Raw genomic sequence first — 14,190 nt, 5'->3', positions numbered from 1 at the left:
CCCCGGATGCACCTGCGCATGGCCGGCATCCTGTGCACCGCAGCCGCCCTCGGTCTCGCAGCCGCACCCGGCGCCCACGCAGCCGAGGACCCGGGCCTCGCCGTCAGCCCCGCCCCGACGGACAGTGACAGCACCCCCGACGGGCCGCTGAGGCCGGGCGCGCCCGTCGAGGTGACCTCAGGAGTCGACCTGACGTCCCTGGCCGCCGACGAGAACGGAAGCTTCACGGTGACCTCCCCGGCATTCCGACACCCGGTGAAGGTGACGCTGCAGAAGAACAGCTACGGCCAGGGCGAGGGCACGCTCCGCTGCGGAATCGAGCCGGGCAGCTACCCCGTCGACATCGCCGCCCCCGGCAAGGGACTCACCGCCGAGCAGAGGCATACGACCATCACCGTCGCCGGGGCCGGCTCCTACTGCGCCCAGGCGTCCGGATCGTCCGCGACGAACACCACCACGCTGGCCACCGCCACCGGCGGCGGCGTCGCCGCACTGGCCCTGGCGGGCTTCGCGGTGGCCAGGCGCCGGCGCGGCAGGACACAGCCGTAGCCCGGCGGTCCTTCACTGGGACGACGGGGATGCGGCGAGCCGCCGGGCCAGGTTCAAGGGTCATAGCCCACCACGCTACGGCTCGCAGCGTGGTGGCCGGGGCCCGCCCAGGCTGAGCTCCGACAGGATTTGCTGTGCCAGGTCGAAGGGCTGGTTGCGGGGGCCGTGGGGTACGGAGACGGCGGATTCGAAGCCGCGCTGTGCGGCCAGGGCTCGGGGGCCTACCAGCCCGGTAAGCCGGTAATGCCGCCAGAGGGGAATCGGCCGGCGGGCATCGACCACGATGAGGTCGGGTCGACGCCAGACGACCAGCGCCCAGGCTCCCTCGCCCGAGTTCGAGCCCGCGCTGGCCCAGGCTCCGACCAGTCGCGCGTGTTCGGCGGCGCCGACTGCTTCGAGTGCCACCAGCGCGGGGTTGCTGAAGCGGCCGGTCACGTGGAGCAGGAGCTGCCCGTGGCGGTGTACGTCGCGGCCCTTCTCGGTGAGGGACCATACAGCGTCGGTGAGGGGATCGTCCTGGACGACGTCCGACGCGACATCGAGCACGGCGGCCTGGTCGACGGCCGGGCCGAAGGCTGTGTCGAGCAACGTCGAGTATTCCGTGATGTACGCGGAATCGACGGCGGGAAGCAGGTGGCCGACTGCCTGGGAGGCTTCGTTGAAGGCGAGTGTCTCAGGGGTGATTTCGTAGCGTGGGGCGTGGCTTCGGAGCACGGCGAGGGCGACTGCTGCGAGGCTGCCGACCTGGGGCTCGATCCGCTCGGGGAGGTCGTTTCGGTTCAGTGCACGGACGGCCTGGGAGAGCAGTGGCACCCAGTCGGTGTGCGCCGGCGGCCAGGCGCCTGCCGCGACGGTCCACAGGGTCAGCCGGACGACGAGCATGCGCTCGGGAGGACCCAGGTGGGGAGCGAGGGCGACGAGGCGCTCCACCCAGCGCCGGTATCTACGGCGGACTTCCTGGTCGGCCTGCCGGAGGTCGGGCAGGTTGGCGGTGCTGCTCGCTTCGGCACCGGCTGCCTCGGGGTCGTGCTCTGCTGCCACGGCCTCCGCGTCGTCCTCGTCGAGGGCTGCTTCGATGTCGTCGGTGAACCGCTCGTCCCAGGAGACGGGCAGAAGGTCCTGAAAGGGCGCGCTGGTCTCCGTGGGCAGGGGAAGCCCCAGCGCGAAGCGCGTGAGCGGGTGTCCGACGCGCCCGGCACACTCGTCCAGATAGCGTTCCCAGCCGTCCTCGTCGCTGTCCAGCGGGGCCGTCGCGACCGCACCGCCAGTGCTGCTGCTCGCGGATACGCCCGCTGGGGTGGGGGGAAGTCCCGTGCGGAGGGTTTCCAGGTCGCCCAGGAAGCGTTCGGCGAGCCGGGGATCCGCGAACAGGTCGGGTGGCCGTGTCATGGGAGCCTGGGACTGAGCCGGGGTCATTCGGCGCAGGGCGCGGTCAGGATCGACGACGAACACGATGTTGCCGAAGCTCGGTACGCCGTCACTGTCGACCACGACCAGACGCACACGGCTGCCTGCATCCGCCGGAGCCGTTACCGTCAGCATGGCCTGGCCGGGCGGGATTTCGGCGATGCGCTCCCATCTCTCCGGCGGGGCTGCCGCCTGGGACAACTCCAGGTGAGCGGTGTCGGAGAGGGGCCGGGCCACGCTGATCTCCAGGCCGTCCGGTACGCGTAGTGCACCGAGCAGCAGCGGCCCACCGACGGCGATGGGGCGAGGGAGGGGTGGGGCCGTGTGAAGCCGGGCGGCGGGCTCGGCGGTGCCGTCCGGAAGGAGGGGGGCGGGTATGGGAGTGAGGATGCCCAGTTCGCAGTTGCCGCCGTCGCCCTGGGAAAGCAGCAGGGCCGCGGCGGAGAGGTTCGGGCTGCCGGTCAGGGCCCACCGCTGTCCCTCGGAGACCCACTCGACGAGTTTTCCATGACGGTACCGTTGGTCGTTGTCGCTGATGACGCGTCCGTCGTACTCCTTCACCAGGGCGGCGACCGACGGGCCGTCGAGGTCGCTGAGCCCGGGCTGGTAGGCGAGGGTGAACCTGCTCGGACGGAAGCGTTCGAGCAGCCGCCGCAGTGCCATTGAGCGCCGGTCATAGAAGGGCGCGAACACGGCCAGTTCGTCGACCGGCCCCCGCGGCAACTGATCGATGATCGGCGAGCGCAGGCTGCTGACGACGCGGACCTGCGGTGCTGTGGGCGTCCTGCCGCGGTGGAGCCGGTCCAGCAGTGCCGCGACCCGATCCAGCGCCTGCGGCACGCCGGCGGAGAACCTCACCTTTTCCGGGAGGTCGCGCAGCCATGCCGACACCTCCGGAACGGCGGCGGGACTCTGCTCGCCGTCCACCCGCAGAACCGTCCACAGTTCGGCGTTGGCCTGCCAGCCGGCCAGGGTGGTGTTGCCGGAGCCGAGGGCGATGGTGGCGTGCTCCGGTCCGGCGAGGACCATCAGCTTGGGATGGAACGCGGCACCATGTGCGTATGCCAGCCCTGCGAGGTAGCTGCGGCCGGCCCGCCGGACGGACCGGGGATCGTTCCGCGCCATGGAGACATCTCCCGCCACCGTGACGCGTGCCCCGGTGGCTTGGGTGACGCCGAGGGCGACCTCCTCGAAAAAGCCGAGATCGGTGGTGAAGCTGAGGAAGAGCGCTTCTTCCAGGCTCCGCCCGCCCGTGCGCTCCTCGTCGAGGATGAGGGTCAGCGGAGAGGCGAACGTGGTTGGTGGCTCCACCCCTCTCGGTGCCGATGCGGTCTCAGTCAACGAGAGCCCTCCCGCTACTGGTCACCGACCAGTGCTGGTCGTGGTACTGCAGTACGCCGCAGGTGGCCAGGACGGTTCCGAGCTGATCCAGCCGTAGCCCGACGTCACCGCGCCCCTCCTGGCTCGTCCGGTACAACAGCCCGCCCCGCTCGTGCAGCCGGGTCGGTAACCACAACGTGCCGTCAGTACGTCGACGGGCCTTGGCCAGCGCGATCCGCTGCGACCGCGCCACCAGGTCGTGGGTGAGTCGGCGGGCGACATCGCGCAGTTTCATGGGCCGGGCTTCGTCAAGCCGCCGCTGGACCCATTCCGGGCCGAGTTCGACACCGCGCTGTCCGAGGAACGCGTCCCGGACCCGACCGGTGAGTTCGTCCACCCGACGGGCGCCGGCGGCGAGCACCCGCAGCTCGGCGAGAGGCAAGGGGTCACCCGCCCACCGCAGGTCGTGCTCAGCGGGCAACGGCGCTCCGGTCGTGCTCTGCGTCGCAGGAAGAGAGGACAGGAAGGCGTCCACCGTCATGTCGGGCAAGTCCGCGGCGAAGCGGTCGGCCACTTCCTCGATCGGTAGCAGCCCATCGACCTGCTCCACCAGCCAGGACCACAGACGGCGCCACGCTCCGACCGAGTAGTTCCGCAGCACCACTCCGCGCCAGGCGCTCGCCGCATCGATGCCGCTGGCCACGGGATCGGTGCTCAGGAAGTCACCGAACGCGAGCACATGGCCGACGTCGCGGGTGAAGAACCGGACGGGATGTGTGGCGACCACACGAGCCAGAAGCTGAATCGTCTGTCGTCGCGTTGCCGACCGGGAGCCTGCTTCGGCCGGTGCACCGGCCTCGCACATCAGGTTCGCCAGCCACGCCCCGTCAGGCTGCTCACCGCCCATGCACACGCACAACCGGTCCCCAAAAGAGGCGAGATCATCCACGTTCAGCGTGTCCTCGGCGGCCAGTTCGAGCAGCCCGTCCAGTCCAGCGCGTAGTGCCGCCGTCTCGAGCCGCGGTCCGGGAACCGGCACGTGGCCCGCACCGAGGATGCCGAGCGCGACCTCGGATCCGGCGTACGGTCCCCAGAACCCCCACGAGTTGCGTACGTACCCGTCCTTGCCCGGGACCTCGGCCTCGGACATGGCGACCGCCCCAGCGTGCAGCCGCCGGGCCAGGGCATCGACGCCATGAGCACGTGGCAGCCACTCCAGAGCCTGCGGATGGTGGGCGAACGACACGGCGGCCAGGGCCACTTCCGCGCGGCGAAGCAGAGTCTGGGCGGCCGGCACCGTCAGGTCTTCCACCTCGGCTTGCACCGCGATCAGCCCGTGCAGTGCGTAGTAACGCGCATGCGGAGTCACTGCGGTCACACCGGGGACCAGGTGATCGACCATGCGCATCACATGCCGCTCTACCGAGAGCGGATAACGGCCTGCAGCGACGTCCAGTCCCGGGCGGCTCCAGCCCGGTCCGTCCACGATCTCGGGTGTCTGCACCTTCCCACCGACGGCGACCATGCGCTCAACCATCGGACCGGGAGCGGCTGAACGCCGCTGGCCTGTTCTCGCCGGCCTCGATGGGGGCGTAGCGCCGCCGTTGAAGCTCCTCGCGTTCAGCGTCCGGGATCGTCATCGACTCGGCAAGGACGGCGGCGAGCGCGTCCACTTGAGTGTGGTCGATGTCAGCGTGGAAGAGCCACCGGATGTTCTCGTCGCGCGTGATGAGGTCGACCGCCGAGCGTGCGCTCCGGTCCTGCGAGGTCGCTGCTCGGATGTATCGCACTTGGTCGACCGGGATGTCTTGAAGAACCGCGCCTTGTTCGAGGAATGCGTTCGTCTTGGCCATGATGATGCGGCGATCCGTGACAGCGACCATTGTCTTTACCGCAGCCTTGTCCATCGCTGCCGCCAACATCTCCTTCGCTCCGCCGAGAATCGCAGAAATTGGATCGACGGAATCGAACTGTTCGGGGAAACCGAGGACACGTAGGTTCTCACCGTCCTCGAGGAGCCATCGCAGGATGCGCAGGTACGGTTCGAGACCCAGCGATTCGGGTGCGCAGACGACGCCCGGGGCCTCGAGCGGAGGGGCTGGCGGAAGGAGAGCATCGGCAAGAGGCCCGACCGCCTCCAGAAGGCGGGCGGAGATTTCGCGGGCTGCCTTCACGTCCTTCCGCTTCCCCAGCAGCGGCCATGCGTCGGGTCCGGGGAGCTCGGCCGTGATCCGCAGCTCCCGCGTCAGCGCGTCGACGAGGTTCGTCGTCTCGGCCAGAACGGAGTCGAACTCAGCGCGGGTGTCGCGCGCGATGACCTCGGCGTACTGCGCCTCGGCGGCGTCGTCGCGTCCAGCGGCTCTGGCCCTCGCGGCGCGCAGCGCGTGATACCCGGTCCATGCCTTGAGGGAGGACAGGAGGGCGTAGGCGTCGAAGGCGATCGCCTCGGCGTTCGTCTGCAGATACTCACGCCGGCTGCGTGTGTCGGCCCGATCGATCTGCCTGACGTGGTCGCGGACGTTCCCCTGATAGAGCTCAAGCTGCTTCTGCAGCAGCGCTCCACTGCCCGCGACGTCCTCCCACAAGGACCTCGGGACCGATTCGATCTCCCGCGCCTGGTCGACCGCGCGCTCGATGGCAGCGACGAGCCCCGTCAGTTCGGCCCACTGGTCCTTGCGGATGGTGGTGAGGACCTGGCTTGTCACCGCGAGGTTGGTTCTGACGAGGCCCGAGACCTCACTCAGCATCATCTGAAGGCCGACCATGGCCAGCGCCGGCCCGATCGAGGCCGCGGCCTGCGCCTTGCTCACCGTATTCACGGAGTAGAAGCGGGCCTGATGCAGGATGCGGCCAGGAACCATCACCGTTCCGAGGTTCCCGCCGTCCTTGACGGCGAGCGTCGCGCCGCTGTTCAGCAGGGCCTGTGCCGTGTTGCCGATCCTGTAGAGCCCCTGCACACTGGCGAACGCGTTTCCGAGATTGCCGATCACGGTCGCCGCGTTCCCGATCGAGGCGAGGATCGCTGAGATCTGCTTGCGGTCGGCCGTCGGCACGATCCCGAAGTCGATCAGATCGGGCTTCAGCTCCGGCGGGACCTCACCAGCGACGAGAGCCACCCCTGGGAGCACCTCCACCAGGACCGTCGACGCCGTCGTCGAGTCGATGTCCGAGTTGGACGTCGAATCGTCCATCGCTGAGTCGGCGGTATCGCTCCGGCCGTCCTCCTCGGGCTCGCCGATGTCTATCGAGTCCGAAGGGTCCTGCATGCGATTTCCTCCCCGCGGGCGCGCGCAACGACCGGACCTCGTCGGCGTTGACTGCCGAAGTCTACGGCTCAACGCCCTGCGATTTAGCACGAATCCACCGGACTGATTCCGCACTCGCCGGTGCCAGGCATGGGTGCACTCGGCGACGCTGTCGGACTTAACCTTCCTCGCCCCGCGCGCGCCCAGCCCGCCGACTTGGCTGCTCCGAGGGCGGCGAACGCCGAGACCACGGCGCTCGCTCAGCTCGCCGAGGGTTATCTGCAGCAGTGCGTCGACATGCTGACGACGTCCCGTCCGACCGTGCGCCCTCGCAGAGAAGGGCAAGCGGTACAAGGAAGCCGACGGCGGCTGCACGAAGGCGCAGGTCGAGTGAACGTAACGTCACCGACCGGCCGCTGTCGCCCGGGACGGTGGTGGGTCGGCTGTACGGGGGTGCCGTACAGCGGGAACCGCGGGAGGGGCGTTCTGCCGCCGGATGTTCGACCGCAACATCGCGGTGCTCGGGGGCGTCACCCCGGTTCATGCCTGCAATTCCCAAGCCCCTGCCGGATGTGCGCTCGAGGGTGCTCGCTGCGGGGCCGGTCGGCGCTGAAGGTGCGCATCTTCTGAGCGCGGGGGCGGGGGTACGGGCGTGGTTCCTCCCGGGCCGTGCGGCGCCCTCGTGAGGTCAGGCGGTGCGCTTCACGTGGCGGACCAGCCACATCAGCAGGGGGTCCAGGTCGGCGGCGGCCGACAGGACCCGGTCGACCGCCTCGGGGGTGTGCAGCCACTCGTCGCAGCCGAGGGGACGGGCGGCGATCAGTGAACGGTGGCGCAGCAGATCGGCATGGGCGTGGTCCGTCGGATAACCGCGCGGGGGGCGTTTCATCACGTCCCCGGAGATGTCGTAGCCCTTCCTCCGTACGTCCTCGACGATGACGGACAGCTCGTGGCCGCTCCCCTCGGAGGCTACGGCTTTGCGGAACATGTCGACCTGGCCGGGATCGGGGTACCACCAGGCGCCCTGGATCCGCAGGCCGTCCAGGGAGAACCGCAGACCGATCTCGATCTTGCGGCCGAGCCGGATCACGGCGCCCTGGTGCTGCCACCACCAGGAGTTGGTGCGGTAGTGCCAGACGGAGAAGTCCTCGTACCGGGGGTCGGCGTCCGCGACCTCGTTGAGCAGGGCGATCATCGGCTGTCGGACCAGCCGTTCGCGGTCCGCGCGGTAGCGCTCGCGGGTTGCGTGGGTCGGTTCGCCCTGGAGCTGCCACAACACGTCCATGGCCTGCTCGGGCCAGCCGGTGAACTGTCCACGCATGCGCGCAGGTTAGCTCACCCGTGATCCGCGCGCGCCGAGAGTGAGACGGGCAGGGAGGCGCAACCCAACCCCAGACAAGGCGGGAGGTGCTGCGGCGGGCTCGCCGGCCAGTTCGATGTGCCGTGCGCAGTGGGCGAGTCCGTCGAGGAACGCGGAGAGTGCAGACGATATGAAGCGGGCGGTGAGATGTGTTCCGTTCGAGGTGGGCGGTCTACCGGTTGCCCGGCAGCTCAGTCTCCAGAGCTGCTCGCGTTCCCCAGGACGGTGCGGCGTGGCTTTGCTGCTCTACCGCTCGGCGGTGTCGTCCTCACCGTCAATCTCGTAAATCCGCCCCTGAAGCTGTTCACCGGCCCAGTCCAGCCCGACGCCCAGGTCGAACCAGTGCCGATCCTTGCGGACTCCGGGCGGTGAGAGGTTCACCGCCGCCCACGAGAACACCCCCAGGAGGATGGAACGGCCGTGCTGCGTGGTGCGCACGGACAATGCGAACGGCGCGGCGAGTGCCGCGCGGGTGACCAACATGACCTGTTGGTCCTCGGAATGCCGACGCCCGCCCGTGAGGAACAGGGGCGTTTCAAGGATCTTGACCCACTCGACCACCGCGTCTGCCACCTGGGCGCGCAAGGACTCTTCGATGCCCTGCCGGACGGCGGTCGCGGGATCATCGCCGAGCCAGCCCAGCCAGTGATCAGGATCCGTGAGCTTGCTGACGTCGTCCTGTGGCACCCCGTGACGGGGTTCTCCTGGTACTCACCGGTCAGCTTCCCGCTGCCGTCCACCAACCACGCGCCGCGGATTGCCTCGGGGGGTACGTAGCCGTTCGGGTCGTCGATGTACGTCACGCGGACACACGGCCCAAGTGCGGCCCCGTTGCACGGTCCCCGGCAGATTTACAGGACCGCTCGGCAGAGTGCGCATGGCCTGGCCATACGGCGGCACGGGGCCGGACGCCCCATGAAATGCCCCACTGCCCGGCAGGCGACAGCAAGGCTGCTTCCCTGGCCGGCCCTGGCACCCGATGGGTCCCAGGCACCGGCGAGCGGGGATGCCGCGAAGCGATGTCGCGCGGCGTGCAACCCGCTGTGAGTGTTTGGGAGTACCTACGGGTGGACGTCCAAGCTGCGGCCACCGCTCCCGGTGGTTGCCGCAGGTCGGCACGCGGGCCCAGCGCGCCGGCCGTCGAGGACCGCCGGGCGTGGCGCCGGGCGGCAGCTTTGAAGGAGAAATGCTCCGTGGCTCTCAGTTTTGCCAGGAAGGCAGCCCTGGCGACCGTCGCAGTCGCCGCGCTCGGAGGGATCTCGTTCGGTGCCTCCGCGAGCGAGGCGGCGTCGGGCCCGGCGGTACACCCGGCGTCAGCACCCGCATCCGTCGTTGCCAAGCAGCCTGCTTCCGCTCACCGGCAGGTGCCGCAGGTGGTCACGCAGGTGATCGGCAGCGGGCGAGTGGACGGGCACCGTTGGTCGGTGGCGCTGGAGTTCCACCGGACACTGCCCAAGGGCTACACCCTGCCCAGACTTCCCGACGGATCCTCGGCACAGGGCACATCCTTGCTGTGCCAGCGCATGTACATCGGCGGCGTCCGTATCGACCACCAAGGCGGCCCCTGGAGCGACTGCCAGCCCGTCACGGGCACGCAGGACCCCCACGCCTCAGGCGAGATGGGGCTGTGGGGCCTGCACGACAAGGGCCTCAGCGGCAGTCGGCTCATGGTCTCCAACCCCGAAGCCGACGTCGCCTACGGTGTCCTCACCCTTTCCGACGGCACCCACGTCAAAGCCACCACCGTCACCGTCCCCGGCACCACCTACCGCGCCTGGGCCGCACCCATCCCCAACGGACAGACCATCACCGCAGTCGACCAGTACGACACCCACGACAAGCGACTCACCCACGACACCAACTGGCGCTGACCAGTCAGACGAAGGACGGGCACCTCCTGCTGTGCAGCCAAGTGACCGCAAGGCCGCGGACAGCGGACCGGACTCGGAGTTCACCCGGTTCGTCACCGCCCGTTGGCGGGCCCTGACCCACACCGCGTACCTGCTCACCGGCGACTTCCACGAAGCCGAAGACCTGGTGCAGACGACGCTGGCGAAGGTGTACCCGCACTGGCAGCGGCTGGAACCGGAGGGCGCCGAACACTACGTTCGCCGCGCACTGGTCAACACCAACCGCAGCCGGCACCGCCGCCGCAGGATCACCCACCTCCTTCTCCCATCGCTACCCGACACCGGCCCCGTCCACGACGAGGGGGCCGGTGCCGAAGGCGTGGACGTGTACGACACTCTGGCCCGCGAACTCGCCGACCTGCCCGAGCGGCAGCGAGCGGTCGTGGTGCTGCGCTACTGCGAGGATCTGTCCGTCGAGGAAGTGGCAGACGTCCTCGGCTGCTCGGTCGGCACCGTGAAGAGCCAGGCGTCCCGAGCCCTGGCCAAGCTGCGCAGCCGGTCGACCCTCGCCTGCAACTACCCGCACAGCCGCCCCGCAGAGGCACGATGATTCCAGACCACGGCCAAGAAGACTGGGCACGCGCGGCCTTCGCCCGGTCACGCGAGGCCTACCCCTCGTCCCAGGCCCCCATCGGCCAGATCCTGACGGCAGCGCGGGCCCGCAGAAACCGCCGCCGTGCCGCGGCTGCCGTGCTGAGTGCCGCCTGCGTCCTGGGCCTCGGGCTGATGGCTGCGTTCCTGAAGCCACCGCCTGGTGAAGTCGCACCCGCGCGCCGGCCCTCGCCCGTCGCGAGCTCACCCCGCACCCCGACTCCCGGCACGGTCCGTGCCCGGGTGGCCGAAGGGACGACAGACGGGCACCGCTGGTCGGTGGCGCTGGAGTTCCACCGGACCCTGCCCAAGGGCTACGCCCTGCCCACACTCCCCGACGGAACAAAAACACAGGCCACATCCTTGCTGTGCCAGCGCATGTACATCGGCGGCGTCCGCATCGACCACCAAGGCGGCCTCTGGAGCGACTGCCAGCCCGTCACCGGCACACAGGACCCCCACGCCTCAGTCGAAATGGGCCTGTGGAGCCTGCACGACAAGGGCCTCAGCGGCAGCCGGCTCATGGTCTCCAACCCCGAAGCCGACGTCGCCTACGGCGTGATCTCCCTCTCCGACGGCACCCAGATCAAAGCCACCACCGTCACCGTCCCCGGCACCACCTACCGCGCCTGGGCCGCACCCATCCCCAACGGACAGACCATCACCGCAGTCGACCAGTACGACACCCACGACAAGCGACTAACCCACGACACCAACTGGCACTGACCAGCCACTGCCGGCAGCCGAAAAGCTGTATTCCAGCGAGTGACGCCGCTGCACGAGGAGGCGCGCGAGTACGGCCGCGTGTTCCAGATCCTGCGGGGAGGAACAGTGCAGGACCCACGCCCGCTACGGAGGCCCGCACAGCGGCGTCGACCAGAGGTTGGCCGGTGCCCGTGGCGAACGCCGAGACCCCAGCCCGCCGGCGGCACACCGGGCGGCGGCCCGGAAATCCCGTCAACGGACTCCGCCCCAACTCATGGATGAACGCATGGGGCACGAGGACGGCTCGGTGCAAGCCCGCTACTCGCACATCACGGCGCTGATGCATAACCGGCTGATGGACGGACTGACCGAGCAGTGGGAGGAGGCGTTGGCGGCACGGTCTGCCATGTACCCGCGGTCGCCGGTGCGTGCGCTCGATGCGCTGGTGAGGGCGGATCGGGAGTGACGTCGGGGATTGGATTTCCTTGATCCACTCCCCAATCACTCCCCAGGGACCCCGTGGAACAAGTCAGGGCCGGTCTCCCGTGAAGGAGAACCGGCCCTGACCTGGTGTTTCGGCTGTCGGGGTGGCGGGATTTGAACCCACGACCTCTTCGTCCCGAACGAAGCGCGCTGCCAAGCTGCGCTACACCCCGATGTCGTCGCATGTCCTGCTTGTCGCGGCGACGTCGTTTACTTTAGCCCACTGGTGGCTGGAGACGAAATCCGGTTTTCGCGCGGTGGCGGACGGGGTTCGGGCGGATGTGGTCGAGGACGACCAGGACGACGGCGAGGCCGTAGAAGGCGAGGCCGAGGAGGAGGGCGTTGCCGAGGACGCTCTTGTAGCCGTGCAGGCCGACGTCCAGGAACGGGTAGAGATAGCGGCCCGGTGTGCCGGGAATGATCAGCTCGCCCCGGCCGAGGGAGAACGCCAGGTAGGCCAGGGGGTAGAGCAGCCACGTCGGCGCCTGGCGGAGGTGGAGGCGGCCGCGGGCCGTCAGGAGCAGCCAGTCCAGCAGTGCGGCGGCAGGGACGGCCGTGTGCAGGATCTGGTTGCTGATCCACTGCAGGCCGGCCGGGGGCGTGCTGCCGCCCGTCATGGAGAACGGGGGCGAGGCCCCTTTCAGCAGCAGGTGGTACACCAGCCCCGTGATGGTGATGTACAGCAGCGTCGCACCCGTCAGGGCGGAGGGGAGCGGGCGGCGGGCCGTCCAGGCGCGGCGGGCTGCGAGCGTGAAGACCAGGGCCAGCAGGATGTTGCTCTGGATCGCGAAGTAGCTCAGGACGTGGACCGGGCTGCCGAGGAGCAGTTCGATCGTCACGGCCGCGGCTGCCGCCAGGGCGACCAGCAGGCGGTACACGGCGGCGAGGGGGCGGTGTACGGGGGCCAGCACCGCGGAGGCGGGAACGTAGGAGGGCGAAAACAGGGACCCGCCGGGCAGTGCCGGGAGGTCCGGTATGTCCCTGGGTATGGGGGCGGTCATGCCCCCAAGCTAGGCAAAGGGGGCATATGCCGCGATGTGGGTGGGGCGACCGGGTTACTCCTTGGGCGCCAGCGTCAGCAGAGTCGCCTCCGGCGGGCAGGCGAACCGTACCGGCGTGTAGCGGTTGGTGCCGCAGCCCGCCGAGACGTGCAGATAGGACGTACGGCCTTCCGCCGTATGCGTGGACAGGCCCTTCACTCGCGCCGGGTCCAGGTCGCAGTTGGTGACCAGGGCGCCGTAGAAGGGGATGCAGAGCTGGCCGCCGTGGGTGTGGCCGGCCAGGATCAGGGGGTAGTCGTCCGCCGTGAAGGCGTCCAGTACCCGCAGGTACGGAGCGTGTACGACGCCCATCGAGAAGTCCGCGCCGGCCGACGGGCCGCCGGAGACCTGCGGGTAGCGGTCGCGCTTGATGTGCGGGTCGTCCAGGCCCGTCAGCTCCAGGGTGACGCCCTCGATCTTCAGGGTGCCGCGCGTGTTCGTGAGATTCAGCCAGCCCGCCGCGTCGAAGCCGTCCCGCAGGTCCTCCCACGGGTTGTGGACCGCGCCGACCACCGGAGGGTTGCCGTTCAGGCCGTGCCGGCCCTGGACCTTCTCCAGCAGGTAGCGGGCGGGGTTGCGGGGCCTGGGGCCGTAGTAGTCGTTGGAGCCGAAGACGTACGCGCCCGGGAAGTCCATCAGGGGGCCGAGGGCGTCCAGGACCTCGGGCACGCCCTCCGTGTCGGACAGGTTGTCGCCCGTGTTGATCACGAGGTCGGGGCGCAGGCCGGCCAGCGACCGCAGCCAGCGCTGCTTCTTGCGCTGGCCGCCGACCATGTGGATGTCGGAGACCTGGAGGATTCTCAGGGGACGCATCCCGGCGGGCAGGACGGGAACGGTCACCCGTCGCAGCCGGAAGGAGCGGGCCTCGAATCCCGCCGCGTACACCACACCGGCGGCACCGGCCGCCGCGATCCCCAGAGGTACTCCGTATCGAGCGCGCATACATCCATCGTGTCAGACCCGCAGGACCTCTTGAGCCGCGCTGCCCTCGGCGGCCCGGGCCTCACCGCCCCTTAAATGGACGGGCGTCGGACGTTCCGCACCTGCGACAATCGGATCCATGACCACCACGCTCAAGTCGAAGCTGCAGGAAGACCTCAACACCGCGATCAAGGAGCGCAACGAGCTCCGCTCCTCGACGCTCCGGCTGACGCTCGCCGCGATCACCAAGGAGGAGGTCGCGGGCAAGGAGAAGCGCGAGCTCTCCGACGACGAGGTGCTGAAGGTGATCACCAAGGAGGCGAAGAAGCGCCGGGAGGCGGCGGATGCCTTCGCACAGGGTGGTCGGGCCGAGAGCGCCGAGCGGGAGAAGGCGGAGGGCGAGGTGCTCGCCGAATACCTGCCCAAGCAGCTCAGCGACGAGGAGCTGAACGACATCGTCGCCCAGGCGGTCGGCGAGGCCAGGGCCGCCGGTGCCGAGGGCCCGCGTGCCATGGGCGCCGTCATGAAGATCGTGAACCCGAAGGTCGCGGGCCTGGCCGAGGGCGGCCGGGTCGCGGCGGTGGTGAAGAAGCTGCTGGCCGGCTGAGAAGCCCCCTGGAACGGCAGGGCGAGCAGAACCGCACCGAGGGCCGCCGCCC

At 69.5% G+C, this 14,190-nt stretch carries 13 protein-coding genes and 1 tRNA gene; 6 read left to right on the top strand and 8 right to left on the bottom strand.

All coding sequences use genetic code 11. The features are described 5' to 3' along the window. The first annotated feature begins 6 nt into the window (after nucleotides 1-6). Nucleotides 7-549, top strand: coding sequence for a hypothetical protein (locus tag ACFY1E_RS06165; RefSeq protein ID WP_389072038.1), 543 nt, complete (start codon nucleotides 7-9; stop codon nucleotides 547-549). Nucleotides 550-624: 75 nt separating this feature from the next. On the opposite strand, the gene ACFY1E_RS06160 is transcribed toward ACFY1E_RS06165, so the two are convergent. The 5 genes from ACFY1E_RS06160 to ACFY1E_RS06140 all read right to left on the bottom strand — a co-directional run bounded on the left by ACFY1E_RS06160 (nucleotide 625) and on the right by ACFY1E_RS06140 (nucleotide 8,568). Then, nucleotides 625-3,297, bottom strand: coding sequence for a hypothetical protein (locus ACFY1E_RS06160; RefSeq protein ID WP_389072036.1), 2,673 nt, complete (start codon nucleotides 3,295-3,297; stop codon nucleotides 625-627). Beyond that, the gene (locus ACFY1E_RS06155) at nucleotides 3,290-4,801 is read right to left on the bottom strand and encodes a hypothetical protein (protein ID WP_389072034.1); all 1,512 of its coding nucleotides are present in this window, start codon (nucleotides 4,799-4,801) and stop codon (nucleotides 3,290-3,292) included. Before ACFY1E_RS06155 ends, ACFY1E_RS06160 begins: the two co-directional genes overlap by 8 nt. Nucleotides 4,802-4,805: 4 nt before the next feature. Beyond that, entirely contained in the window at nucleotides 4,806-6,542 is a 1,737-nt protein-coding gene (locus tag ACFY1E_RS06150; RefSeq protein WP_389072032.1) for a hypothetical protein, read from the bottom strand. A gap of 667 nt (nucleotides 6,543-7,209) precedes the next feature. After that, the gene (locus ACFY1E_RS06145) at nucleotides 7,210-7,842 is read right to left on the bottom strand and encodes a DUF2461 family protein (protein WP_389072030.1); all 633 of its coding nucleotides are present in this window, start codon (nucleotides 7,840-7,842) and stop codon (nucleotides 7,210-7,212) included. A 285-nt stretch (nucleotides 7,843-8,127) separates the two neighbouring features. Further along, entirely contained in the window at nucleotides 8,128-8,568 is a 441-nt protein-coding gene (locus ACFY1E_RS06140) for a hypothetical protein (RefSeq protein WP_389072027.1), read from the bottom strand. Nucleotides 8,569-9,074: 506 nt separating this feature from the next. Here ACFY1E_RS06140 and ACFY1E_RS06135 point away from each other — a divergent pair. From ACFY1E_RS06135 to ACFY1E_RS06120, 4 genes are all read left to right on the top strand, one after another. After that, a complete protein-coding gene (locus ACFY1E_RS06135) occupies nucleotides 9,075-9,752 on the top strand; it encodes a hypothetical protein (protein WP_389072025.1) in 678 nt (225 codons plus the stop codon). A 31-nt stretch (nucleotides 9,753-9,783) separates the two neighbouring features. Beyond that, a complete protein-coding gene (locus tag ACFY1E_RS06130) occupies nucleotides 9,784-10,341 on the top strand; it encodes a SigE family RNA polymerase sigma factor (protein WP_389072022.1) in 558 nt (185 codons plus the stop codon). Next, complete coding sequence (locus ACFY1E_RS06125) at nucleotides 10,338-11,108, top strand: hypothetical protein (protein ID WP_389072019.1); 771 nt, start codon at nucleotides 10,338-10,340, stop codon at nucleotides 11,106-11,108. The genes ACFY1E_RS06130 and ACFY1E_RS06125 overlap by 4 nt, the downstream gene beginning before the upstream one ends. 265 nt (nucleotides 11,109-11,373) lie before the next feature. Continuing rightward, a complete protein-coding gene (locus ACFY1E_RS06120; protein ID WP_389072017.1) occupies nucleotides 11,374-11,553 on the top strand; it encodes a hypothetical protein in 180 nt (59 codons plus the stop codon). A 116-nt stretch (nucleotides 11,554-11,669) separates the two neighbouring features. Here the strand turns inward: ACFY1E_RS06120 and ACFY1E_RS06115 are convergent. The 3 genes from ACFY1E_RS06115 to ACFY1E_RS06105 form a co-directional block, all read right to left on the bottom strand. Further along, nucleotides 11,670-11,743 (bottom strand) — tRNA-Pro (locus tag ACFY1E_RS06115). A 42-nt stretch (nucleotides 11,744-11,785) separates the two neighbouring features. Further along, nucleotides 11,786-12,571 carry a Pr6Pr family membrane protein gene (locus ACFY1E_RS06110; protein WP_389072015.1) on the bottom strand — a complete coding sequence of 262 codons (786 nt, stop codon included), beginning with the start codon at nucleotides 12,569-12,571 and terminating at the stop codon, nucleotides 11,786-11,788. A gap of 54 nt (nucleotides 12,572-12,625) precedes the next feature. Then, entirely contained in the window at nucleotides 12,626-13,552 is a 927-nt protein-coding gene (locus ACFY1E_RS06105) for a metallophosphoesterase (protein ID WP_389072013.1), read from the bottom strand. A gap of 118 nt (nucleotides 13,553-13,670) precedes the next feature. Between ACFY1E_RS06105 and ACFY1E_RS06100 the strand changes: the two genes are divergently transcribed. Continuing rightward, on the top strand, nucleotides 13,671-14,138 hold the full coding sequence (locus tag ACFY1E_RS06100) for a GatB/YqeY domain-containing protein (protein ID WP_389072011.1): 468 nt from the start codon (nucleotides 13,671-13,673) through the stop codon (nucleotides 14,136-14,138). The last annotated feature ends 52 nt before the right edge of the window (nucleotides 14,139-14,190 follow it).

This window comes from Streptomyces sp. NPDC001604 (genome assembly GCF_042893475.1).
Lineage (GTDB): Bacteria > Actinomycetota > Actinomycetes > Streptomycetales > Streptomycetaceae > Streptomyces.
This window is presented reverse-complemented; position numbering and strand designations above follow the sequence as displayed.